This window comes from Sphingobium sp. FW306-1B-F04DB (genome assembly GCF_058781925.1).
Genome location: NZ_JBYSXE010000013.1, coordinates 1 through 24,289 on the forward strand (window position 1 = coordinate 1; position 24,289 = coordinate 24,289).

Below are 24,289 nucleotides of genomic sequence, written 5' to 3' on the forward strand. Positions count from 1 at the left end.
ACGGTGTTCCCGGCAGGTCCGGCAGGCTGCCGAGAATGGCCCGTTTTCCAGAGGGGAGCGGCGGCGGAGGGCCGCGGGATCGATCCGTTGGCGCGCTCGCCCGCGCGCTTATGCGGCGGCGGCGAGCGGCGTCGCGCGGAAGCTGATCGCCATCCGGTTATAGGCATTCATCAGGCTGATCGCGATCGTAAGATCGGCAAGGTCCTTGCCCTGGAAATGCTCGCTGACGGCGTCATAGGCGGCCTTTGGCACACCCGTCGAAGCGACAAGCGTCACCTCCTCGGCCCAGGCAAGCGCCGCGCGCTCCTTGTCGGAGAAGATCGCGCCTGCCTCCCGCCATGCAGCGACAAGGACGAGATGCTCCACCGACATGCCTCGCTTGACGAGGTCTCGCGAATGCATGTCGATGCAATATGCACATCCGTTCAGCTGCGACGCGCGAAGATACACCAGATCGATGAGGCGGGCGGGCAGCCCCGACTGCGCGATATGTCCGTAAACCGCCCCCAGCGCTTTCATGCCCGCGGGGGATGCCGCGTTATAGTTCAAACGTTCGCTCATAAGAGACTCCTTGGATTGGGTGATGTTCAGTGGCCGGCGGGCGTGGTCAGCGCCTCGTCGCCCTCGTCCATGATGAAAACCGCGAGCAGCCGGGCGGGCTCGGTCTCGCTCGCATTGTCGCTCACCGCATGATACGCACCGGGCCTCTCGAACCATCCTTCGCCCGCACGATAGACCCGCGCAGGCTCGTCATCGACCTGGCTCCGGATCGCGCCGCTCAGGACGTACGCATAGATGAACGCCGAGCCGGCATGCCGGTGCGGCACCGACTTGCCGTTCGCCGGATATTCGACCAGCCGCGATACCAGGCGCTTGCCCGGTATGTTCGCGATGGCCTGTTCGGCGACGGTATTGGACGTTTCACGGATCGGCGCGCCGTGCGCGAACGCCGCGGTGGTGAACAGCAAAGTCGCGGCAAGCGCCGCACTGGCTGACAAGCGTTTCACAACAGTTCTCCATCAGGTTGATGGGAGGAAATTATGCAGCCGTCGGCCCACAAAACAGATGCAAGAATGCCCTGTTTTTGTGTACCATCGACGCAGGCCAAGCCGCTTGCCGTCGATATCGATCGGGACGCCAAAGTGCCGCTGGCAACGCAGATCTATCAAGGGCTGCGCGCGGGGATCGAAGACGGGACGATCGCGCCCGGCGCCCGGCTGCCTTCCTGGCGCGACCTGTCCGCGCAGCTCGGTGTGGCGCGGGGCACCGTCCGCATCGCATATGAGCGCCTTATCGACGAGCAATATGCGATTGGCATGGGAGCAGCCGGAACGCGGGTCGCAAAGCACCCCTCGTCCCGCCGCATCGAGGCGTGGTCCCCCGAAGCGCCGCCCTTGCCCGATATGTTCCACGGCTTCGGCACGGCACCGCTATCGTTTCAGATGGGTGTGCCCTCACAGGCCACCTTCCCCTTTGTCCTCTGGTCCCGCCTGCTGGCGCGGGGCGCACGGGCCGCCGCAGCCGCACCGGTGGCGTATCCCGATCCCAGAGGTGAGCCGTCGCTTCGCGCCGAGATCGCCGCGTATTTGGCGATCGCGCGGGGAATCCAATGTTCGCCGTCACAGATCCTGATCACTGCAGGATTTTCAGCCGCGCTGGGGTTTGTGGTTCAGGGACTGCGGCTCCAGGGGCAGCAGGCCTGGATGGAAAATCCCGGCTTTCCGCTCACGCGATCGGCGCTGATTGCGTCCGGTCTCGACGTCATTGGCGTGGACGTCGACAAGGAAGGCCTCCAGGTGGCGCGCGGCATCGAGATGGCGCCCGCCGCGGCGCTCGCGGTCGTCACGCCGGGGCAACAGGCCCCGCTCGGCATGACCATGTCGTTGTCACGGCGCCTCGCACTGTTGGGCTGGGCTCAGCAAAATGGCGCGTGGATCATCGAGGACGATTATCTCAGCGAGTTGCAGCTCAAGGGGCGTGCGGCACCCGCGCTGGCATCGCTAGATCAAAATGGTCGCGTGTTGCACGCCGGCAGTTTCAGCAAGACGATCAGCCCCACGTTAAGGCTCGGATTCCTTGTCGTGCCTCCGGACCTCGCACGATCGTTCGGTGACGTCGCGGCCTGCGTGAGACCGGCACCGGCCGCACCGGTCCAGCAGGCCGTCGCCGATTTTCTGCGGGAGGGACATTATCTCCGGCACCTCAGGCGCATGAAGCGCCTCTATCACTCCCAACGGGAGGCGATCACACGTTGCCTCGCAGAGATTCCAGGCAGCAGACTGAAAGTCGCTGCCAACGCTGGCCTTGCAATCGTCACTACGCTGCCATCGGATGCGCGCGACGTCGAAATAGCCCTTAACGCGTTGCCATATGGCCTTGCCCCCGCACCACTTTCACCATGGTATCACGGCGAGACCGCACAGCGGGGGCTGCTGCTGGGTGTGACGAACATCTCGCTGAAAAACCTGGAAGCCGACTGCCGAAGGCTTGCCGAGCTGGCGCGCTAGGCGACTTCGGCGGGTGCGGAAACCTCGCCGTCGCCGTGCAGCGTCAGCAGCGATTCCATAAGCCCCTCGTCGGCGCTCGAGCATACGCCGAGCACGACCGCCTCGTCGCAGCCCTCAGCGGCGATATAGGCGTGGCCCATGTTGGAATCGATATAGATCGACTCGCCCTTGTCCAGCAGCACGGGATCGTAGAATTCGGTGTGGATCTCCACGCTGCCTTCGACAACGTAGATATATTCCTCGCCCGAATGATGGACGAGTTCGCCAAACTCGGCGACCGACTTGGCGCGGATGCGCGTGATAACCGGGATCATCCGTTTCCGGCGGAGCTCGGTGCATAGATAATAATAGTCATAGTTCGGCGTCTCGACGCGGACGGCCTGATCGACAAGGCCGATACTGCGTCGCGCGGTCACGGGCTGGTCGGTCGCCTCGTCGGGTTCGGCGAACAGTTCCGACATGCGCAGGCCGAGCCGCTGGCTCAGCTGGAGCAGCTTGTCATAGGTCAGCGTGAGCCGGTCATGCTCGATCTTGGACAGCGTAGAAACGGGAATTCCAGTCCGGGCGCTCATCTCCTTGAGCGTCCAATCCTCCCGGTGCCGGAGTCCACGGAGAAGCGCACCGAGCGTCGGATTGGCAGTTTTCATGCAGTTCCCAGCGCCTCCTGCGCCCAAGTTGACAATTGTTTCTAATTAGGATCACTATGTCCCATTCAGAACATATCGACAAAGATACTGGCTGTGCTGCGGAGATGCAATCCCGGTGCCAGCCGGTGCCCGGGGAAGGGAGCGTTAGAAATGCGTTCGATCAAGCTTTTGGCGGCTGCGGCCCTGTTGCTCGCGGGCGGTGTCACCGCCGCGCAGCAGGGAACAAGCCTTGTACCGTCACCGACTGCGAAGCCGGCCGTGGCGGCGGCGTCGGGTCCGGCGACACCGCAGGCCCAGCGTGCGCTCAGCAAGGAGGACGTCGACAACTGGCTCGACGGCTACATGCCCTATGCGCTCAAGACGGGCGATATCGCGGGCGCCGTCGTTGTCGTCGTCAAGGGCGGCCAGATCCTGACCCAGCGTGGTTTCGGCTATGCCAACGTGGAAAAGCGCACGCCGGTTGATCCCGACCGGACGCTCTTCCGTCCCGGTTCGGTGTCAAAGCTCGTCACCTGGACCGCGGTGATGCAGCTGGTCGAACAGGGCAAGATCGACCTCGACGCGGACGTCAACGCCTATCTCGATTTCAAGATTCCCCCCAAGGACCGCAAGCCCGCGACGATGCGGCAGGTCCTGCAGCATACGGCAGGGTTCGAGGATCATGCCAAGGACATCATGTTCACTGATCCCGCCAATCTGCCTTCTCTGGCGGACTATTCGCGCAATGCGCTGCCCAAGCGGATCTACACGCCCGGCACGACGCCATCCTATTCCAACTATGCGACGACGCTCGCGGGCTATGTCGTCGAACGCGTTTCGGGCCAGCCCTTCGACGACTATGTCGAACAGCATATCTTCAAGCCGCTCGGCATGACGCGATCGACCTTCCGCCAGCCGCTGCCCAAGTCGCTCGCGCCGCTTATGGCAACGGGTTACGACGTGGCTTCGGGTGAGCCCGGCAAGTTCGAGATCGTCGGACCCGCGCCCGCGGGCAGCCTGTCCTCGCCGGGCACCGACATGGCGCGATTCATGATCGCGCATCTCAATCAGGGTGCAGGGCTGATGAAGCCCGAAACCGCCCAACTGATGCATGACAGCCCGTTCACGCTGCTGCCGCCGCTCAACCGCATGGAGCTCGGCTTCTTCGAGACGAACCTCAATGGTCGCCAGGTGATCGCGCATCTCGGAGATACCAGGGCGTTCCATACCTCGCTGCATCTCTTCATGAACGAGAATGTCGGCTTCTACGTGTCTTTCAACAGCGCTGGTGCGCGGGGCGCAGTGGGTGGTCTGCGCGGCGCGCTCTTCCAGGATTTCGCGGATCGCTATTTCCCGTCGATCACGCCCGCCGATGGCAAAATCGACGCAAAGACCGCGGCCGAGCACGCGAAGCTGATGACGGGGCTGTGGCGGAACAGCCGCCGCGAGGAATCCAATTTCCTCGCGATAGCCGGCCTCCTCGGTCAGACCGAGGTTTCGGTCAACGCCAAGGGCGAGCTGGTCATCCCCGCGCTCACCGGGCTCAACAAGGCGCCGCGCAAATGGGTCGAGATCGCACCCTTTGTCTGGCGCGATGTGAACAGCCATGACCGGCTTGCCGCGAAGGTGGTCGACGGCAAGGTGGTGCGCTGGAGCATGGACGGCGTGTCGCCCTTCATGGTGTTCGACCGCGTCCCCGCCTCCAAATCGGCGTCGTGGATCCTGCCGCTGCTCTACACCAGCCTCGGTATCCTGCTGCTGACGCTGATCCAGTGGCCGGTGGCTGCACTTGTGCGCCGCCACTACAAGGCGCCGCTCGCGCTCGAAGGCCGCGAACGGCTGGCATATCGCGGCGTTCGCATCGGCTCGGGCCTGGTGCTTGCGGTCCTTGCCGGCTGGATGGTCGGCTTCACCAGGCTGATGGGCGACTTCAACCTGATGACTTCGGCATCCGACTGGTGGCTGTGGACGCTCCAGATCCTCGGGCTCGTCGTTTTCGTCGGCGGCGTGGCGGTTGCAGGTTGGAACCTGTGGCTTGCGTTCAAGGGCAAGCGTCGCTGGACGGGCAAGCTGTGGGCGGCACTGCTGCTGCTGTCGATGCTTACCGTCCTCTACGTTGCCTGGAGCTTTGGCCTTCTCGCGATGACGGTGCATTACTGATGACAAAACTGCGATTGAATGTTGCCACCGAGGCGCTCGCGCTCGCGTCGCCTTTCCGGATTTCGGGTCACGTCTTCGAGACCTGCGACTGCATCGTCGTCACACTCGACGACGGCATGCATCAGGGGCGGGGGGAAGCCTCGGGCGTCTATTATCTTAATGACGACGTGCCCCACATGCTGGCTGCAATCGAGGGTGCCCGTGCCGCGGTCGAGGCGGGGGTGTCGCGCGAGGAATTGCGTGCGGTCCTTCCGGCAGGCGGGGCGCGCAACGCGATCGACGCGGCGCTCTGGGAACTCGAGTCCAGGCGCTCGGGCAAGCCCGTCTGGGCGCTGGCCGGTATTGCCGAGCCGCGCCCCGTCGTGACCACCTTTACGCTGGGCGCCGATGAACCCGCGACAATGGCGGAGGGCGCGAAGCGCTTTGCGCAGGCGCGTTCCATCAAGGTCAAGCTCACTGGCGATCTCGACCTCGATATCGCGCGCGTGCGGGCGATCCGCGCCGCACGGCCCGATGTCTGGCTGGGCGTCGATGCCAATCAGGGCTTCGCTATCGGCGAACTCGACGCGCTGGTTGACGCGATGGTTGCGGCCGATGTGTCGCTGATCGAGCAGCCGCTCGCACGCGGTCGCGAAGCCGATCTCGACGGCTTCACCTCGCCCATTCCGATCGCCGCCGACGAAAGCGCGCTGACGGTCGACGACGTTGCCGGCCTTGTCGGGCGCTTCGAAATGTTCAACATTAAGCTCGACAAATGCGGGGGGCTCACCGAGGGGCTCATGATCGCGCGTGCCGCACGCGAGGCGGGCCTTGGCGTCATGGTCGGCAACATGGTCTGCACAAGCCTCGGCATGGCGCCCGGCTTCGTGCTCGGCCAGCTCTGCGACATATGCGACCTCGATGGTCCGATCTTCCTCAAACAGGATCGTTCGCCGAGCATCGTCTATCGTGATGGCACCGCCTGGTGCGACGAAGCCATATGGGGCGCGGAGGCCGTTGCCGCGGCATGACCGAAACCGGTCCACGGCCCTGGTTCGGGCAGCCGCGCGGGCTCACCATCCTGTTCCTCACCAACATGTGGGAACAGTTTTCCTATTACGGAATGCGGGCGCTGCTGGTCTATTACATGACCAAGCAGCTCCTGCTGAGTCAGGGCCATTCGTCCTTCGTCTATGGCGCCTATACCGCATGCGCCTATTTCACGCCGATCGTCGGGGGCGTGATCGCCGACCGGCTGCTCGGCAAGCGTCGCGCGGTCGTGCTCGGCGCGAGCATCATGGCGGCGGGCCATTTCATGATGGCCTTCGAGCCGCTCTTCTATGTCGCGCTCGCCACCATCGCGCTGGGCAACGGCCTGTTCCTCCCGAGCCTCCCGAGCCAGATCAACGATCTCTATACGGCCGGCGATCCGCGCCGGAGCTGGGCGTACAATGTCTATTATGTCGGTGTGAACATCGGCGGGTTCCTTGCGCCGCTGATCTGCGGGACGCTCGGCGAGTTCTATGGCTGGCATTACGGCTTCGGCGCGGCAGGGTTCGGGATGCTGGCCGGATTGCTGATCTATCTCTGGGGCCAGCGCTATCTGCCGCCGGAGCAATTGCGAACGCCGTCGCAGCAGCACCGGGCGATGCGCTGGGCTGATCATCGACGCACATTCGTGGTGCTGCTCACGATCGGCCTTTCTGTCACCGTGTTCCGAGGTGCTTATGAGCAGGCGGGCAACACCGTCGCGCTCTGGGCCGACAGCGGCGTCGATCGCATGGCGGGCGGGCTGGTGATCCCGATGACGTGGTTCCAGTCGCTCAACCCGCTGCTCGTCATGCTGATGACGCCGCTGCTGCTGGTCTACTGGCGCCGCAGCGCGGACGCGGGGCGTGACGCCTCCCCCCGCGCCGCATGGCCACGGGCGCGCTGGTGGTCGCGGGCGCCTATCTGCTGCTCGCGCTCGTCGTCTGGACGGGCGGCGGTGCGCGTGCGAGCTGGCTGTGGCTCGTGGCGTTCTTCGGCATTTTCACCTTCGGCGAATTGCTGATCCTGCCGACGGGACTGGGCCTGTTCGCGCAGATCGCGCCGCCGCGGCTGGGAGCGACCACGGTTGCGGCGTGGTATCTGGCGATCTTCACGGGCAGCCTTTCGGCGGGGCTGGTCGGCATGCTGTGGAGCCATATGGGCCCCGCGCCCTATTTCGCGCTGCTCGCAGTGATCGCCACGGCCGCTGCAGGCCTGTTACGGGCGCTTGATCGCATGGTGCTCAGCGTCGACCCCACCGCGACGACCGAAATCAATTGACAGTTCTCCAATTAGGACAATATCGTCCCGCTTCGGAAAACAAACGAGAGTGGTGCACCGCGCGGCCAATATTGGTGCATGCGTGACCCCGCCGGATACCGGAGCGGCCCAAAGGCCCGCGACAAAGGGGAAGGCCATGACCAGTAGAAAGCAGCTCGACCGCCAACCGTCGGCGCGCTTCGCCGATTGCATGGCGTTCTGACGAGAGCGCCGATGACACGCGACCCATCCACAGGCGCCGATGCGTTGCCACAGCCCTATCTGCTGTTCCTCGGAGACACGACCGAGCCCGGCTTTGCCAAGACCGCCTTCGGTCTGCGCGACTGGGCGGGAGACCGGTGCATTGGCGAGTTCGCGCTCGCCGGCGCCACCGTCTCGGCGGGATTACCCTGGCTCTCCCCTGCGCAGGCACGCGCGATCGGCGCACGCGCGCTGGTGATTGGCGTAGCCAATACCGGCGGCGTCATTCCCGAGAGCTGGATCGGTGCGCTGGTGGAAGCGCTTGAGGCCGGCCTCGACCTGATCAGCGGCATGCACGCCAAGCTCGCGGATATTCCCAATTTGCGCAGCTCCGCCGAGCGGCTGGGCCGCCGGCTAATCGACATCCGTACGCCACCCCCCGGAATAAAAGTCGCGACTGGCGCGAAGCGCAGCGGCAAGCGACTGCTGACAGTCGGCACCGATTGTGCGTTGGGCAAGAAATACACGGCGCTGGCGATCGCCCGCGGATTCCAGGCGCGCGGCATCGACGCAACCTTCCGCGCGACCGGTCAGACGGGAATCATGATCGCGGGTGCAGGCATGCCGATGGATGCCGTGGTCGCCGATTTCGTCGCCGGCGCCGCGGAAATGCTGAGCCCCGCCGCTGCGACCGATCACTGGGATGTCATCGAGGGGCAGGGATCGCTCTTCCACCCCGCCTATGCCGGCGTCTCGCTCGGGCTGCTCCATGGCAGCCAGCCCGACGTCTTCGTCGTGTGCCACGAAGCCGGACGCACCGACATGCTGGGCACCGCAGGTTACACGCTTCCTTCGATCGCGGCGGTGATCGAACAGACGCTCGCGCTCGGGCGGCTGACCAGCCCCGCAATCCGCTGCGCCGGGATCAGCCTGAATACGGCATCGCTCAACCCCGAACAGGCGGCGCACGAAATTGCCACCCACGCCGCCCGGATCGGCCTGCCCGTCGCGGATCCGATCCGTGGGGGCGCTCCTTTTGATCGTCTTCTGGAGGTCTGTCTCTCATGATCCCCGCAGTAGATACCGGTCGTTCCACATGGTTTCAGCGCTTCCTGCTCCCCGGCTTCGCTTTCAAGGCGGTGATCATCGGCGGGGGCTATGCCACGGGCCGCGAACTCGCCGAATTCTTCCTGCCGAGCGGCCCGTGGGGCGGGCTCGCCGCGATGCTGCTCGCGACGCTGGTCTGGAGCCTGATCGCCACGCTGACCTTCCTCTTTGCGCGGTTGACCGGCGCACGCGACTATCGCAGCTTCTTTCAGGAACTGCTGGGGCGGGGATGGGTGATCTTCGAGGTCGCCTATCTGCTGTTCATCATGCTGATCCTCGCGGTGTTCGGTGCGGCGGCCGGCGCGATCAGCGAGGCCGCCTTCGGCCTGCCGCCGATTGCGGGCACACTCGCCCTGATGACGGGCATCGCGGCGTTCGCCACCTTCGGCAATGCCTCGGTCGAGGCGCTGTTCAAATGGGTATCGATCCTGCTCTACGGCGTTTACGCCGTCTTCCTCGTGCTTGCGCTGAGCAGCTTCGGTGACCGCATCCTCGCGGGCTTCGCGCAGTCGGTTCCGACCGACGGCTGGGCGCTCGGCGGCATCACCTATGCCAGCTACAACATCATCGGCGCGGTGGTCATCCTCCCCGTCGTGCGCCATCTGACCAGCACGCGCGACGCGGTCGTCGCGGGCGTGATCGCGGGCCCGCTCGCGATGATCCCCGCGGTGATATTCTTCTCGTGCATGGTCGCCTTCTACCCGGGGATCGCGAGCGAGACGCTGCCCTCCGACTATCTGCTCGGACAGCTCAACAACCCCGTATTCCACTTCATCTTCCAGCTGATGATCTTCTCCGCACTGCTCGAAAGCGGCACAGGCGCAGTCCATGCGGTCAACGAGCGCGTCGCCGCGGCCTGGCAGGTCCGGCGGGGTGTCGCGCTGGGCGATTCGGCGCGGCTGGGCATCGCGCTCGTGCTCCTCATCGGCTGCATGCTGCTCGCCGATCGCTTCGGTCTCGTTGCGCTCATCGCCAATGGCTACCGCGCGCTCGCATACATTTTCCTCGCCGTTTACGTCCTGCCCCTGCTGACGCTTGGCGTCCTGCGGATGTGCCGCAGTCGCCCACTTGTTCCGGAGGTCCAATGAAAAAGCTGATCCTCACATTCGCGCTTGCCTCGACCCCGCTTGCCGCGGCGCCGCCACCCGACTTCGACGCGCGCGTGGAACAGGTCCGCAAGTCCGCGGGCGTTCCGGGCATGGCGATTGCCATCGTCGAGGACGGCAAGACCGTGCTCGCCAGGGGCTATGGCGAAAAGAAGCTCGGGTCCAATGATCCAGTGACGCCCAACACGATCTTCCCGACGGGCTCGACGGGCAAGGCGGTTACGGTCGCGGCGCTGGCGACGCTTGTCGATCAGGGGAGAATCAAGTGGGATGACAAGGTGATCGATCACCTGCCCTGGTTCCAGATGTGGGATTCGTGGGTGACGCGCGAGATGACGATCCGCGACCTTCTCGTCCACCGCAGCGGCCTCGACCTCGGCGCGGGCGATCTGCTGTTCGTTCCGCGCAGCAATCTCTCGCGCAAGGAAGCCGTGCAGCGCCTGCGCTACATCAAGCCCGCGACGAGTTTCCGCAGCGGCTATGCCTATGACAACATCCTCTACATGGTCGCCGGCCAGCTCATCGAGGAGGTCACCGGCCAGACCTGGGAAGACTATGTTGCGCAGCATGTCTTCAAGCCGGCGGGCATGCTCGCCTCGACCAGCGACGATGCGAAGCGCTTCGCGACCGCCGACCGTGCGATGCCGCACGCGCGGATGAATGCCGGGCTTCGCGGCGCGGGCGACCAGGAACCGCTCAACGAGCGCGACGAACTCGCGCGCAATGCTGCGCCCGCGGGCGGGCTCGCGGTCAGCGCCGCCGATATGGCGAAGTGGCTCACGATCCAGCTCGCGCATGGCAAGCTCCCCGGCGGCGGCCAGCTCTTCAGCGCGGCGCAGGCCGCCGAGATGTGGAAGCCCATGGTTCTTCAGCCGGGCGGGCCACGCCCCGAAAGCCTGAAGCTCACCCAGTCGATGTTCGAGACCTATGCGCTCGGCTGGACGGTGCAGGACTATCGCGGCGCCAAGATCGTCTGGCATGGCGGGGCGGTATTCGGCTTCCTGACCGCGGTCGTGCTGCTGCCCGAGAAGAATGTGGGCTTCTCGATCGAGATCAACAGCGAGGACGGCCACGCCATCCGCGGTTTGATGTACGAGCTGCTAGATCACTATCTCGGCTATCCGCGCGAGGACTGGCCCGCCAAATATGCCGAGGTCAAAAAGCAGTCGGTCGCCAAGGGGCTCGCGCTGTACAAGGCCACCGCGGCCAAGCCGGCAGGCATCGGCCCCGCGCTTTCGCTCGATCGCTATGCCGGTACCTTCAGCGATGCCTGGTATGGGAATATCGTCGTCGGGCAGGACAAGGCGGGGCTGACGATCGATTTCAAGTCGACCCCGCGCATGGGCGGCCGGCTTGAGCATTTCCAGTACGACACCTTCATCACCCGGTTCGACGACAAGACGATCGAGCCTGCCTATGTGACCTTCGGGCTCAATGCCGATGGCAAGGTGGAGCGCGTGACGATGAAGGCGGTCTCCCCGCTTGCCGATTTCAGCTACGACTATCACGATCTGCTCTTCACACCCGCGGCTTCAGCGGCGAAGAATGCGTCATCGAAATAGGTCCCTCAAGAACCAAGGAAATCAGTGTGGTCGCCAAGTTCGCGAAGAGTGCCCGATATCTGTTCACCACCGCGATGCTCGTGGCCATCGCGCAGCCGGCGCATGCCGAGAGCTATGAAGCGCGTGTCGCGCGGGTGCTCAAGGCCACGCCGTTGATCGACGGTCACAATGACTGGCCCGAGGCGCTACGCGAGCGCGAGGGCGAAGGGCGGTGGACGATCGACCTCACGCGCGGTCTCGATGGCAAGCCGGTTCCCTACAACACCGATATCGAACGGCTGCGCCGCGGCATGGTGGGCGGTCAGTTCTGGTCGGTTTATGTCTCCGCGGATCTGCCGGGCCTCGAACAGGTCAAGGAGACGCTCGAGCAGATCGACTATGTGCGCACCATGGCCGCGCGCTATCCCAACGACTTCGCGATCGCGCGGACCGCCGAAGATGTCCGGCGCATTCACGCTTCGGGTCGGATCGCCTCGCTGATCGGCGTCGAGGGGGGCGGCCAGATCGACGGCAGCCTGTCGGTGCTGCGCGCCTATCGCGATCTGGGGGCGGGCTATCTCACGCTCTCCCATTCACGGACGATCGCGTGGGCCGACTCCGCAACCGACAATCCCAAGCATGACGGGCTGACCCCGTTCGGCGAAAAGGTGGTGCACGAGCTCAACCGGCTCGGCGTGCTCGTCGATCTCAGCCATGTCAGCGAGGCGACGATGAAGGACGCGCTGCGCGTTTCGCGCGCACCCGTGATCTATTCGCACTCCAATGCGCGTGCGCTCAACGACCATCCGCGCAACGTGTCCGACGAGGTGCTCAGGCTCGTCGCGGCGAATGGCGGCGTGGTCATGGTCAACTACGCCAACATCTACATATCCGACGCCTATCGGCGCTGGTCGGCCGATGCCGCCGCGGAGAAGACGCGGCTGAACGCGCCCCCCTTTGGCGGGCTCTATATCGGTCAGGCCGACAAGGCCGCGGCGGCGTTCGCGCAGTGGGAAAAGAAGCATCCCGCGCCCAAGGTGACGCTCGCGCAGGTAGCCGATCATATCGAACATATCGCGCGCGTCGCGGGCGTCGATCATGTCGGGCTGGGGTCGGACTTCGACGGCGTCGGTAACAACCTTCCGCAAGGGCTCGGAGACGTCGCGACCTATCCCGCGCTGCTCGCCGAACTGATGCGGCGAGGGTGGAGCGACACCGATGTCGCCAAGCTCGCGGGTGAGAATGTGCTGCGCGTCATGGCGGCGGCCGAGAAGGTCGCCGCATCGATGGCCAACGAGCCGCCGGCATCGGGAGAGGCTGCGACCGCAGCCAAGGGTCAGTAGGTCGGGACGAACGCCATGCTCCAGGGCTTGCCGCCCTGGTGTCGTGTCGATTGAAACCCGCCAAATAGCCGCAGAGTAACTACCGGCACCAGCACGCGTGCGCGCTCGCTCATCGCGGGCGTGGCGGTGTGCTGCGACGTCACCGCCAGCTGTGCGTCGCGTGGCGCCGGCAAGCGAGATTCCCCGCAATCCAAGAATATGGGGCGGCGTGGATCCACGCCGCCCCATGTTGAAGCATCCAGATGCCGGCGAAGCTGCCGCCGGCGGACAGCCCGCGTCAGAACTTCACGCGGGCGCCGGCCGAGAAGTAGGTGCCGACGATGTCATAATGCGGGTTGCCCGCGGCCGAGATCGGCGGGGCGACGTCGAACACATTGTTGACGTTGCCGAACAGCGTGAACTTGTCGGCCACGTTGAACCGCACGCCCAGATCGACATAAGTCCGCGATCCGATCTCGTTGTTGACCAGCGTGGTCAGCAGGTGGTTGTAGAGGCCGCCATCGACATAACGTACGCGCGCGTCCACCGCGACGTCCTCATCCTGATAGCCTGCGCTGAGTGTGGCGCGCCACTTGGGCATGCCGTTTGCGGTGGCGTCGCCGACGTCGCCGGCGCTGTCGATCCGGGTCAGGCCGGTGTCGAAGATGAACCGGTCGATATAGGTCGCGAGCGCACGGAAGCGGAGCGTGCCGGGCATGTCCACGTCGAGTTGAGACAACGGAAGCGAATAGGATGCTTCGATATCGACCCCGCGCGTCGCGAAGCTCGCAATATTCTGCGCGTTCGAGAACACGGTTTCGACCGTCTGGGTAGTCGGATTGCGGATCACGCGATCGCAGGCCGCCTGGCTTCCCCTGTTACAGGCAAGCGTCAGGTTGGACGCCGAAAGGGTGGTGATCGCGCCGCCTATGTCGATGTCGTAATAATCGACCGAGAGGTTGAAGCCGGGGAAGAATTTGGGCGAGAAGGTCGCGCCCACGGCCAATGTCTTGCTGACCTCGGGCTCGAGCTCGGGATTGCCACCGCTATAGGTCGTGACCGTCTGCGGCGTGGCGCTGTAGCCGGGGGTCCCGGTTCGTCCCGCAGAATCCTGATCGACCAGCGGGCCGACGTTGATCCGCCGGACCGCGAACAGATCGGCGACACCCGGCGAACGGATATCGCGCGAACGCGTCACGCGCAGCAGAATGTCGTCGAACAGGCGCACGGTGCCGCCCGCCTTCCACGACCAGATTCCGCCGCTGTTGCTGTAGTGCGAATAGCGCGCGGCGCCGTTGAGATCGACCTTGACGTCGTCGATATCGACCAGCGGCAGCGCGAGTTCGGCGAAGCCTTCCTGGACGTCGAATCCGCCCGAAAGATCGCTGGTGAAGACGGGAAGCGCGAAGATACCCGCGACCGCATCGGCATTGCGCGACGAGGATTGCTCTTCCCAGCGCGCCTCGGCGCCGATCGCGAGCGTCACCGGTCCGGCCCAGAGCGAGAAGATATCGCCCTGAATCTCGGCACCTGCGGAATCAAGCTTGGTCACCGACAGCGATTGCTGCGTACCCGTGACATAATCGACCGCCTCCGCCGAGGCGTTGAACCGCCCGAACGGGTTGAGCGGGCGGCATGCCGGGTCGTCGTTGGTGGTGATGGCGTCGGCATTGACCGCGCAGACGATCTGCCCGCCGCTCGATACCGCGTTGAGCGCCTTGGTGAAGTTGGCACCGATCCGGGAATTTTCGAGTTTCTGATCGCTGTGCACTTCGCCATGGCTGTAGTGCGCGTTGTACTTGAAGCCGTTGCCGAACGTGCCATCGATCCCGATCGCACCTTCGATGTTCTCGCGAACGGTGTCGAATCGCATGAACAGGATGTCATTGAACACGCGACCCAGCGTGAAGCTGGTCTGCCCTGCCGCCGCGAGCTGGTTGCGGATCGTCGTGGACAGATAGGGGTTGGTCGCCTGGATCGTCAGCGGTGCGACGGTGAAGTCGGGCAGGAAGCGCGCGTCGGTGGTGGAGCGGCCATAGGTAAAGTCCGCCCAGACAGTCGCGCCGCCGAGATCGTAGCTGGCGCGGGCGTAGGTGCTCAACCGCTCGAAGGGGGTGGCGGCATTGATGTCGTCATAGAGGCCGATGCCGTCTTCGCCCCCGATCATCTGTGCCGGGAATGCTGCGGTGCCGAGCGGCGTGCCGTCGAGCCGCGTGCCGCCGCGGAAGGCCCGCAACGTGCCATCCTGATTGAAGATCTGGCCGGCGAGAACGCCGGTGGTGATCAGGCCTTGGGCGGCAAGATTGCCGTAGTTCACGTCGCGCGTCAGACGCGTCGACAGATCGGTGAGGCTGGACGGATTGGTCCGGACGATCGCCGCGCTGCCCAGGTTACGGCGCGAGTTGCGATCGAGGATGCCCTTGTCCTCAATATAGTCGGCGCCGATCATGAAATGGCCGTCGCCGCCCGCGAAATGCGTGCCGAAGCTCGCGTCGAACCCGTATCGCGTCCCGTCGCCGCGCGAAGAGATGCCAGTCTGGGCACCGACCGATATGCCCTCGAGATCATCCTTGAGAATGATGTTGACCACGCCCGCAACGGCGCCCGAGCCCCAGGCCGCCGACGCACCGCCGGTGACCACCTCGACCCGCTCGACGAGATTGGTGGGCACGAAGTTCAGGTTGTTTTCGCCGACGAAGCGGCGGCCGTTCAGCAGCGTCAGGGTTCGCGAAATGCCGAGGCCGCGCAGATCGACGGGCGCGGTGCCGGTCGACGTGTTGCCGTTCGACACTTGCGGCGTGACGGACTGCCGGAATTGCGGCTGATCATTCAGCACTTGCTGGATGTTGGGCCTTGCACCTTCGCGGAGTTCGACGTCGCCGATTACCGTCGTGGGCGTGGGCTGGTCGAAGCCCGCCTTGGCGATGCGCGATCCGGTCACGACGATTTCGCCGTCATTCTCGGCGCTGTCGGACTCCGGTGCCGGTGTCGTCTGTGCAAAAGCACTCGTGCTTGCGAGCAGGGCCATGGCCAAGGTTGCCGTGCGGCTGGCTTGGCGGATGTTGTTTTTCAAACTGTTGCTGACGCGCATCGAGTGGTCCCCCTTGATCATTGTCATGCCGATTCGACCAGACCGGTCTCTCCCTTTGAGACATCAATCTGTCATATGATCCTGATTAGGACAACAATAATATTATCGGAAAACCATTTGTCGTTTAGGATTGCGTTTGCGCAATCCGGTTCTGACCATCCAGAAGCTGCAATCTGCGCGTACGCGTCGGCTTGGCGGGCGGGCGAGGTCGTGCCGGCTGCGGCTATTTGCCGCTCTCGCGGATGCGGGCGCGCGCGTTTCCATTCAGGACAGTGTCCACGTCACCAAGGCTGATGGCGATCTGTGGCTTTGCGGCTTTCTCGATCGTGAGCGTGACGGGCTGAATCATTCCCGTCCGGTCGCGCAGCACCGCGGTGACGCTCGCCCAGCCGGACGCGGTCTGGTCGTCCCGAAGCGCTCGGCGGTCCATGTCGTGCCCGATCGATCGTCACGCAGTGTCAGTCGGCTGCCCGACAGGCGAGCGCCGCTGTCCTGCGCGATCGCGAAACTGACGGAATATCGCAGGTCCCCGCCAGCGACGGCGCCCTTGCCCGAAATGCTGCGCTTGCTGTTTGCAGCCGTCATCTTGCGACTGGGCATATGCGCGGTGCGCAGTATCGCGCAAGCGCAGCGCTCAGAGCCTTGCGATCTCGTATCGGCCGGTGCGGGGCGTGGCGCCCGAAACGCCCGCGCGCGGCGGTGACGACACACACCATCGACGTCCTCCCTTTTTTCGCACAACGCGCTCAATCGGGACGCGCTGTCAAGATCGGGACATTATTTCCCTGCAGGCGCGATTTTTCGGCTTCTTTTACCCAAAAGCACGGCGGTCAGCTGCAAACATAAGAAAAAATTCTGTGATTAAAGTGCGCATTATGTGGCATTTGGCCGGCAAACGGGCATATTTTGCCAAGCGCCGATTTCCGAGTTGACCATTTCCTTTTGGGACAATAGTGTCCCAATCAGAAACCAACGGGAGTCTGCATGCCTGCACTATCTCGCCGCCAAGCGCTTGCCGCCGCGTTGGCCGCCGCCGCTGCCGCACCTTTTGCGTCGCGCGCCGCCGCGCCTGCGAAGCTCGCTCCGCCGCCCAAGGGCTATTCGCGCCGTTCGGTCGACCTGGTTCGCGAATCGCTCGTGATCGACATGCTCGCCCCGCTCAAGATCGAGATGGGGCCGGAATTCTATGCAGCGCCATTGAGCGAGAAGGATGCGATGGAGTTCCGCAACTGCGGAATCACCGGCTTCCATCACGCGGTGGGGCTTGGGGGCTCGAACGCCAAGGAGCAGGCGCTCAGCTTCTTCGCGATCTGGGGCAATTATGTCGCACGCAACTCGCACGTCTTCACAGCGGTCGGCAAGGCGGCGGACCTGACGCGCGCCAAGACAGACGGCAAATGCGCGGTCATCATGGGGCTGCAGAATTCGGATCACTTCCAGCGCGTCGACGACGTCAAGTTCTTCTATGAGCTGGGGCAGCGTTGTTCGCAGCTGACCTACAACTCGCAGAACCGCATCGGCTCGGGATCGACCGACCGCGTGGACGGTGGCGTCAGTGATTTCGGCGCCGCGATCATCGAGGCGATGAACAAGGTGGGCATGCTCGTCGACGTGTCGCACTCGGGCGACCGCACGACTCTCGACGCGATCGCCATTTCCAGGAACCCGATCGCGATCACGCACAGCAACTGCCGCGCGCTGATCAACCATCCGCGTGTCAAGACCGACGAGGCGATCAAGGCGCTCGCGGCGAAGGGCGGGGTGATGGGCATCACCGGTGTCCGCAACTTCGTGAGCAAGGCCGACCCGACCACCGTCGTCCAGATCGTCGATCACATCGACCATGTCGCCAAGCTGGTGGGGATCGAGCATGTCGGCATCGGCTCGGACGCCGATCTCAACGGCTATGACGACGTCTCGCCCGAGATGAACAAGCAACTGCGCGGCGCGTACAAGGACAGTTATGCCTTCCGCGACAAGATCGACGTCGACGGCTTCGATCACCCCTACAAGGTCTATGACCTCACCGAAGAGCTGATCCGGCGCAAATATTCCGACACCAATATCAAGGCCGTGCTCGGCGGCAATTTTCAGCGCCTGCTCGCAGCCACCTGGGGTGGCTGAGCGCAACCATGAATCCCTACGCAGGACCTACCCGATGAAGATCGACATTCCGTTCGATCGCGCCGCGAGCGCGATGGTGTTGCCGCAACCCTATCTGCTTTTCCTCGGCGACACGACCGAACGCGCCTTTGCCAAGACCGCCTTCGGACTGCGCGACTGGGCTGCCGACAAATGTGTCGGAGAATTCACGCTTGAAGGCGCATCGGTCACGACCGGCCTGACGCATCTCACCCCGCACGAAGCTGCCGCCAGCGGCGCGCGAGCACTGGTGATCGGCGTCGCCAACAGCGGCGGCGTGATCCCTGAAAGCTGGCGCGCCGCGCTGTTCGATGCGCTCGAGGCGGGGCTCGACATCGTCAGCGGCATGCATGCGCGGCTGACCGACATACCTGGACTGGCCGACAGGGCCGAGACGCTCGGGCGCCAGCTGATCGACGTCCGTTCGCCGCCTGCGGGAATCCCCGTTGGTACCGGACGCAAGCGCAGCGGCCTGCGGTTGCTCACGGTCGGCACCGACTGCGCGCTCGGCAAGAAATACACCGCCATCGCGCTCGCGCGCGCCTTTGCCGAGCGTGGCGTCAACGCCGATTTCCGGGCGACGGGCCAGACCGGGATCATGATCGCGGGCGGCGGGATGCCGATGGACGCAATCGTGTCCGATTTCGAGGCTGGCGCCGCCGAACTGCTTTCACCCGATGCCGCGCCTGATCACTGGGACGTGATCGAGGGGCAGGGGTCGCTGTTCCACCCCGCCTATGCGGCGGTGTCGCTCGGCCTGCTGCACGGCAGCCAGCCCGATGTGGTAGTCGTTTGCCACGAACCGGGCCGCACCGATGTGCTGGGCGCCCCGGGCTATCGCCTGCCCAGCATCGAGGAGACGATCGAGGCGACGCTGCTGCTGGGACGGCGCACAAATCCCGCGATCCGCTGCGCCGGCGTTTCGCTCAACACGTCGAGCCTCGGTGATGCCGAGGCGGCCGAATTGATCGCGCGCGAGAGCGAGCGGCTTGGAATTCCCGTCGCCGATCCAGTCCGGGGCGGCTCCGCCTTTGCGCGGCTGGTGGATCATTGCCTGAAAGCCGGGCAATGACGGGGGTCCGCCGAGCGCGACGCCTCGCAGCCGCGGCGCTGGCCGTGCTGTTGCTCCCGGGGGCGTCGGCGCCGGCGGACTATGACATCGTGATCCGCGGCGGACGCGTGCTCGACGGTGCGGGCAATCCGTGGGTTACCGCCGATGTCGCGATCAGGAACGGCGTGATCGTCCGTGTCGGCAGGGTCGAGGGCAAGGGCACGCGCGAGATCGATGCGCGCAACCGCTATGTCGCGCCCGGTTTCATCGACATGATGGACCAGTCGGGCGGCGTGCTGCTGCGCAACGGCGGCGCCGAAAACAAGATACGCATGGGCGTGACCACGCTTATTGGCGGCGAGGGTGGAACGCCTGTACCCGCCGCGGAGATCGCCAACTATTTCGGGCGGCTCGAGCAAGGGGGCATTGCGGTCAATTTCGGCACCTATTACAGCGCCGCGCAGGCGCGCGTGAAGGTGATGGGCGATGCAGCCGGCGCGCCCACCAATGCACAGCTCGAGCAGATGGAAACCGAGGTCACCGCGGCCATGCGTGCGGGCGCCTTCGGTATCACGACCGCGCTGATCTATCCGCCCAACAGCTTCCAGTCGACCGCCGACCTGACCCGGCTTGCGAAGATCCCCGCGCGTTGCGGGGGCTTCTATGCGACGCATATGCGCGATGAGAGCGGAAAGCTGATCGAAGCCATCGACGAGGCGATCGCGATCGGTGAGCAGAGCGGCGCAAAGGTCGAGATCTTTCATCTCAAGGCGGCCTATGCGCCCGGCTGGGGGCAGATGATGCCCAAGGCGCTTGCGCGCATCGACGCGGCGCGCGCGCGGGGGGTCGATATCGCGGCCGATGTCTATCCCTATCGCGCGGGTGGGACGGGGCTCGAAGTAACCGTCCCGGCGCATCTGTTCGCCAAGGGCAGGCAGGAAGCGATCCGTCAGTTGCGCGATCCTGCCGTGCGCGTCCGGCTCAAGCGCGAACTCGCAGCAGGGCCGCAGCCCGGCTGGTCCAACCTCGTCGATGCTTCAGGCGGGTGGAAGAATGTCGTCCTCGCAAACAGCTTCAATGCGAAGTACCAACGCTTCCACGGCAAGAACTTCGTCGAGATCGGTCAGGCGCTCGGCAAGGACCCCGCGGACGCCGCCTGGGACATCCTGCTCGAAGCGCTGCCCAATCGCGCCTACGCGCTCTACTTCATGATGGATGAAGGCGACATCGAACGCGCGCTCGCGCGCGCCTGGACCAGCATCGGCAGCGACGCCGCCGCCGCGGAGAAGCCCGGCGCGGTCGACGCGCTCGGCCTGCCGCATCCGCGCGCCTATGGCACCTTTCCCCGCGTCATCGCCGAATATGCCGTAAAGCGCGGCAAGCTTAGCCTCGCGGACGCGGTGCGCAAGATGACGTCGTGGCCGGCGCAGCGCATGGGGCTGTCCGATCGCGGCCTCGTGCGTGAGGGGATGAAGGCCGATGTCGTCGTCTTCGATCTGGGCAAGCTCGATGACGTCGCCGATTTTGCCGACCCCACCGCAAATCCGACGGGCATCGAGCAGGTCATCGTCAATGGCCAGCTCGCGCTCGCGAATGGCCAGCCCACGGGTACGCGAAGCGGCAAGGTGCTGCGCCACCGATGCGAGATCTAGCCGGGCGCATGAACGGGCGAGGTTGCCGCTTCACGACAGGCAATCGGCCGAAACAGACAGAGAGGGAGGATGTTATGTCGCGTCATCGCAACAACCGGGGAGTGGGTGTCGCCCTGCTCGCCCTGATGCTTTCGAGCGGCTTGCCGACGGTAGCGGGCGCGCGTGATGCGACACCGCAAACCACCGTGGTAGACGCGCAAAAGCCGCAGCTTCAGGGCCTCGAATCCTTTGTCGATGGCGTCGTCGCCAGCGGCGTCGCGAACCGCGAGATCGCGGGCGCGGTCGTGGTGGTGGTCGCCGACGGCAAGGTGCTGTTCAAGAAGGGCTATGGCTATTCCGATGTCGCCAAGGGCGTGGCGGTCGATCCCGATCGCACGCTGTTCCGTCCGGGCTCGGTGAGCAAGCTCTTCACCTGGACCGCGCTGATGCAGATGATCGAGCAGGGCAAGGTGAAGCTCGACGATCCCGTCGATAAGTATCTCGATTTCAAGATGCCGACCGCGGCGTTCAAGAAGCCGATCCGCATCCGTGACCTCTTCACCCATACGCCGGGTTTCGAGGATACCTATGTCGGCATGTTCTCCAAGTCGATGTCGGAGTTCGAGCCGCTCGGAAAATTCCTTGCCACCCACATCCCGACGCGCGTCCGCGAGCCGGGGGTCGAGGCGAGCTATTCAAACTATGGCACCGCGCTCGCGGGCTATATCGTGCAGCGTGTCTCGGGCGAGGCCTTTCCGGACTATATCGACAAGCACATCTTCAACCCGCTCGGAATGACCCACAGCACCTTCCGCGAGCCCGTGCCCGAAGGCTGGGAGCTGGCGAAGAGCTATGACTTCACCGAAGGCCGCTTCGTCGAGAAGCCCGGTGAACTGATCACCAACATCGCGCCCGCGGGATCGCTTTCGGCGACCGGTGCGGACATGGCGCGCTTCATGCTCGCCCATCTGCAGGATGGCACGCTCGACAGCGGCACGATCCTCAAGCCCGCAACGGCGCGGCAGATGCGCGAGCGCCTGTTCGCCAACGCGCCCTCGCTACCGGGGCTGGCTTATGGCTTCCTCGAATACCGCGCGGCCAACCCGCGGATCGTGGGGCATGGCGGCAATACCGGCTATTTCCATTCGGACCTGATGATCGTGCCCGAGGCGGGCGTGGGCGTATTCGTCTCGGTTACCGGCGGCGATGCCGCGTCGACCGCGCGCTCGGAACTGATGCACCTCATCACCGACCGGGTCTTCCCCGCCGGCCCGCAGTTGCTCTGGGCGGGCGCGGCGACCCCCGTGGTCGAGGGTTTCTACCGGCCCAACCGGCGCTCCTACGCGGCGGGCACCATTTCCGCGGCCAGCCTGATCCGGATCCGCAAGGACGGCGAAGGCGGACTGGTGACCGAGATCAGTGGCAAGACGGTGCGCTGGGAGCCGGTGGGGCCGCGGGTGTTCCGGCAGGCCGGCGGCGAAACCACGCCGCTCGGGCCGCTGGGCAAGCTCGAGTTCTACGGCGAAGGGGCGGACACGCGCTTCTCGTTCGAGCACCAGCCCTATATGCTTTTCCGCCTTGTGCCCTGAGGGGGAGGTTCGGGCATGAAGAAGGTCATCGCCGCTGCGGTTGCGGTCGGACTCGCCGCCGCCGCGCCCGCACAGGATTACGCCTCGTACAGCGACGAGGCACTCGCGCGCGAGCTGGCGCAGCGTGCCGACACGACGATGCTTGCGGTGGTGCCGATGCGCGACGGCATCGGATTGGCCACGAACGTCTATCTGCCCAGGGGCGCCAAGGGGCCGCTCCCGACGATCCTCTGGAAAACGCCGTACAACGAGCTGTCCTACAAGGCAGCGACCAGCCGGCGCGCGCTGGAAGCCGTCAAGCGCGGCTATGCTTTCGTCGTGCAGAACGAGCGCGGACGCTATTATTCGGAGGGCGAGTACGAGATTCTCGGCCATCCCGCGACCGACGGCTATGATATGCTGAGCTGGATCGCGAAGCAGCCATGGTCGAACGGCAAGGTCGGCACGCTCGGCTGTTCGTCCTCGGCCGAATGGCAGCTCCAGCTCGCTGCGCAGAACCATCCCGCACACAAGGCCATGGTGCCGATGGCCTCGGGCGCGGGAATCGGCAAGGTCGGCCCCTTCCAGGAGCAGGGTAACTGGTATACCGGCGGCGTACCGCGCACGCTGTTCTTCGTCTGGCTCTACGGTGTCGACAATCCGCTGCGGCCGCAGGTGCCGGCGGAGATTGATCAGGCGATGCGCGCCCGACTGGTCCAGTACAACGATCTCGCCGCCAAGAAACCCGAGGTGAAGTGGCCCAAACAGATCGCGACACTGCCCGTCGACAGCATCCTTACGAGCATGGGCGAGCCACCCGCGACCTTCGAGCGCTTCATCGCGCGGACGCCCGCCGATCCGGCGTGGCGCAAGGGCGGACTCTATCACGACGACATGGGCTGGGGCGTCCCCGCGCTGTGGTTCAACAGCTGGTATGATGTCTCGATCGGGCCCAATATGGCGCTGTTCAATCACGCCCGCACGGTGAAGAGTGACGCCGAGGCGAGCGCGCATCAATATGCGGTGATCGGCCCCAATCCGCACTGCCAGTTCAACAAGCTCGGACCGAACTACACTTCGGGAGATCGCAAGCTGGGCAACGCCAGCTTCGACGTCGACGGGCAGGTCTATGGCTTTTTCGATCGCTGGCTGAAGGGTGACGCCAAGGCGTTTCCCGATTCAACGCCCGCGCTGCGCTATTTCGCGATGGGTGAGAACCGCTGGAAGTCCGACGCGCAATGGCCGCCCAAGGACGCCAAAACGGTGCGTATGTACCTGCGCTCGGCGGGTTCCGCCAACAGCGTCTATGGCGACGGCAAGCTGCTGCGCGATGCGCCGCCCGCGACCGAGACGCCCGACCGCTACAGCTACGATCCGATGAATCCCGTCCAGACGATCGGCGGCGGCGACTGCTGCAATGGCGGGCTGGTGACCGCGGGCGCCTTCGACCAGCGCGTCATCGAGGCGCGCAACGACGTGCTGGTCTACACAAGCGACCCGCTGACCGAGCCGCTGGAGGTCAGCGGATTCGTGAATGCCGTGCTCAGGATCTCGTCGGACGCGAAGGACACCGACTTCGCGATCAAGCTGGTCGACGTCGCCCCCGACGGCACCGCCTATATCCTGGGCGACACCATCCTGCGTGCGCGCTACCGGGACGGCTTCGACAAGCCGGTCATGATGGAGAAGGGCCGGGTCTATACGCTCCGGCCGACGCCGATCACGACGAGCAACACCTTCCAGCCCGGGCACCGGATCCGGATCGAGGTGACGTCCTCAAACTTCCCCAAGTTCGTCCGCAACCTCAATACGGGCGGGGACAATGAGCGTGAAACCAGATCGGTGGTCGCGCGCAACGCCGTCCACCATGCGGGGGACGATGCCTCCTATATAGAGCTGCCCGTCGTCAAATAGCGGCAGGACGCAGCCAGGGCCGCCACGCGGCGGGTCGAAAATGCGCGTGGCGGC

General features: G+C 64.8%; 19 protein-coding genes. 14 read left to right on the forward strand and 5 right to left on the reverse strand.

What is annotated here, in order from left to right; all coding sequences use genetic code 11:
- Nucleotides 1–108: 108 nt before the first annotated feature.
- Nucleotides 109–561 (reverse strand): carboxymuconolactone decarboxylase family protein, encoded by a 453-nt coding sequence (locus AC3WJD_RS08430; RefSeq protein ID WP_492746158.1) that lies wholly within the window; start codon nucleotides 559–561, stop codon nucleotides 109–111.
- A gap of 26 nt (nucleotides 562–587) precedes the next feature.
- On the reverse strand, nucleotides 588–1,007 hold the full coding sequence (locus AC3WJD_RS08435) for a cupin domain-containing protein (RefSeq protein ID WP_492746159.1): 420 nt from the start codon (nucleotides 1,005–1,007) through the stop codon (nucleotides 588–590).
- A gap of 33 nt (nucleotides 1,008–1,040) precedes the next feature.
- Between AC3WJD_RS08435 and pdxR the strand changes: the two genes are divergently transcribed.
- The gene (pdxR, locus tag AC3WJD_RS08440) at nucleotides 1,041–2,507 is read left to right on the forward strand and encodes a MocR-like pyridoxine biosynthesis transcription factor PdxR (RefSeq protein WP_492746160.1); all 1,467 of its coding nucleotides are present in this window, start codon (nucleotides 1,041–1,043) and stop codon (nucleotides 2,505–2,507) included.
- Here the strand turns inward: pdxR and AC3WJD_RS08445 are convergent.
- Nucleotides 2,504–3,154: a helix-turn-helix domain-containing protein gene (locus AC3WJD_RS08445; RefSeq protein WP_492746161.1), complete on the reverse strand. Its 651-nt coding sequence runs from the start codon at nucleotides 3,152–3,154 to the stop codon at nucleotides 2,504–2,506. The genes pdxR and AC3WJD_RS08445 overlap by 4 nt on opposite strands.
- A gap of 150 nt (nucleotides 3,155–3,304) precedes the next feature.
- On the opposite strand from AC3WJD_RS08445, the gene AC3WJD_RS08450 reads away from it, so the two are divergent.
- From AC3WJD_RS08450 to AC3WJD_RS08485, 8 genes are all read left to right on the forward strand, one after another.
- On the forward strand, nucleotides 3,305–5,293 hold the full coding sequence (locus AC3WJD_RS08450; protein ID WP_492746162.1) for a serine hydrolase domain-containing protein: 1,989 nt from the start codon (nucleotides 3,305–3,307) through the stop codon (nucleotides 5,291–5,293).
- Nucleotides 5,293–6,303, forward strand: coding sequence for a dipeptide epimerase (locus AC3WJD_RS08455; protein ID WP_492746163.1), 1,011 nt, complete (start codon nucleotides 5,293–5,295; stop codon nucleotides 6,301–6,303). Before AC3WJD_RS08450 ends, AC3WJD_RS08455 begins: the two co-directional genes overlap by 1 nt.
- Nucleotides 6,300–7,325: a peptide MFS transporter gene (locus AC3WJD_RS08460; protein ID WP_492746164.1), complete on the forward strand. Its 1,026-nt coding sequence runs from the start codon at nucleotides 6,300–6,302 to the stop codon at nucleotides 7,323–7,325. The genes AC3WJD_RS08455 and AC3WJD_RS08460 overlap by 4 nt, the downstream gene beginning before the upstream one ends.
- The gene (locus AC3WJD_RS08465) at nucleotides 7,286–7,582 is read left to right on the forward strand and encodes a hypothetical protein (RefSeq protein ID WP_492746165.1); all 297 of its coding nucleotides are present in this window, start codon (nucleotides 7,286–7,288) and stop codon (nucleotides 7,580–7,582) included. Before AC3WJD_RS08460 ends, AC3WJD_RS08465 begins: the two co-directional genes overlap by 40 nt.
- 213 nt (nucleotides 7,583–7,795) lie before the next feature.
- Entirely contained in the window at nucleotides 7,796–8,830 is a 1,035-nt protein-coding gene (locus AC3WJD_RS08470) for an N-acetyltransferase DgcN family protein (RefSeq protein ID WP_492746166.1), read from the forward strand.
- Entirely contained in the window at nucleotides 8,827–9,957 is a 1,131-nt protein-coding gene (locus AC3WJD_RS08475; protein ID WP_492746167.1) for a YkvI family membrane protein, read from the forward strand. The genes AC3WJD_RS08470 and AC3WJD_RS08475 overlap by 4 nt, the downstream gene beginning before the upstream one ends.
- Nucleotides 9,954–11,537 (forward strand): serine hydrolase, encoded by a 1,584-nt coding sequence (locus AC3WJD_RS08480; protein WP_492746168.1) that lies wholly within the window; start codon nucleotides 9,954–9,956, stop codon nucleotides 11,535–11,537. The genes AC3WJD_RS08475 and AC3WJD_RS08480 overlap by 4 nt, the downstream gene beginning before the upstream one ends.
- A 74-nt stretch (nucleotides 11,538–11,611) precedes the next feature.
- A complete protein-coding gene (locus tag AC3WJD_RS08485; protein WP_492746230.1) occupies nucleotides 11,612–12,859 on the forward strand; it encodes a dipeptidase in 1,248 nt (415 codons plus the stop codon).
- Nucleotides 12,860–13,136: 277 nt separating this feature from the next.
- Here AC3WJD_RS08485 and AC3WJD_RS08490 read toward each other — a convergent pair whose 3' ends face one another.
- Nucleotides 13,137–15,866, reverse strand: coding sequence for a TonB-dependent receptor plug domain-containing protein (locus tag AC3WJD_RS08490; RefSeq protein ID WP_492746169.1), 2,730 nt, complete (start codon nucleotides 15,864–15,866; stop codon nucleotides 13,137–13,139).
- Between the two features lie 286 nt (nucleotides 15,867–16,152).
- Entirely contained in the window at nucleotides 16,153–16,359 is a 207-nt protein-coding gene (locus AC3WJD_RS08495) for a hypothetical protein (protein WP_492746170.1), read from the reverse strand.
- A 554-nt stretch (nucleotides 16,360–16,913) separates the two neighbouring features.
- Between AC3WJD_RS08495 and AC3WJD_RS08500 the strand changes: the two genes are divergently transcribed.
- From AC3WJD_RS08500 to AC3WJD_RS08520, 5 genes are all read left to right on the forward strand, one after another.
- A complete protein-coding gene (locus AC3WJD_RS08500; RefSeq protein ID WP_492746171.1) occupies nucleotides 16,914–18,053 on the forward strand; it encodes a dipeptidase in 1,140 nt (379 codons plus the stop codon).
- Between the two features lie 34 nt (nucleotides 18,054–18,087).
- A complete protein-coding gene (locus AC3WJD_RS08505) occupies nucleotides 18,088–19,143 on the forward strand; it encodes an N-acetyltransferase DgcN family protein (RefSeq protein WP_492746172.1) in 1,056 nt (351 codons plus the stop codon).
- A complete protein-coding gene (locus tag AC3WJD_RS08510) occupies nucleotides 19,140–20,774 on the forward strand; it encodes an N-acyl-D-amino-acid deacylase family protein (RefSeq protein ID WP_492746173.1) in 1,635 nt (544 codons plus the stop codon). The genes AC3WJD_RS08505 and AC3WJD_RS08510 overlap by 4 nt, the downstream gene beginning before the upstream one ends.
- A 74-nt stretch (nucleotides 20,775–20,848) precedes the next feature.
- A complete protein-coding gene (locus AC3WJD_RS08515; protein WP_492746174.1) occupies nucleotides 20,849–22,342 on the forward strand; it encodes a serine hydrolase domain-containing protein in 1,494 nt (497 codons plus the stop codon).
- A gap of 15 nt (nucleotides 22,343–22,357) precedes the next feature.
- Nucleotides 22,358–24,235, forward strand: coding sequence for a CocE/NonD family hydrolase (locus tag AC3WJD_RS08520; RefSeq protein ID WP_492746175.1), 1,878 nt, complete (start codon nucleotides 22,358–22,360; stop codon nucleotides 24,233–24,235).
- The last annotated feature ends 54 nt before the right edge of the window (nucleotides 24,236–24,289 follow it).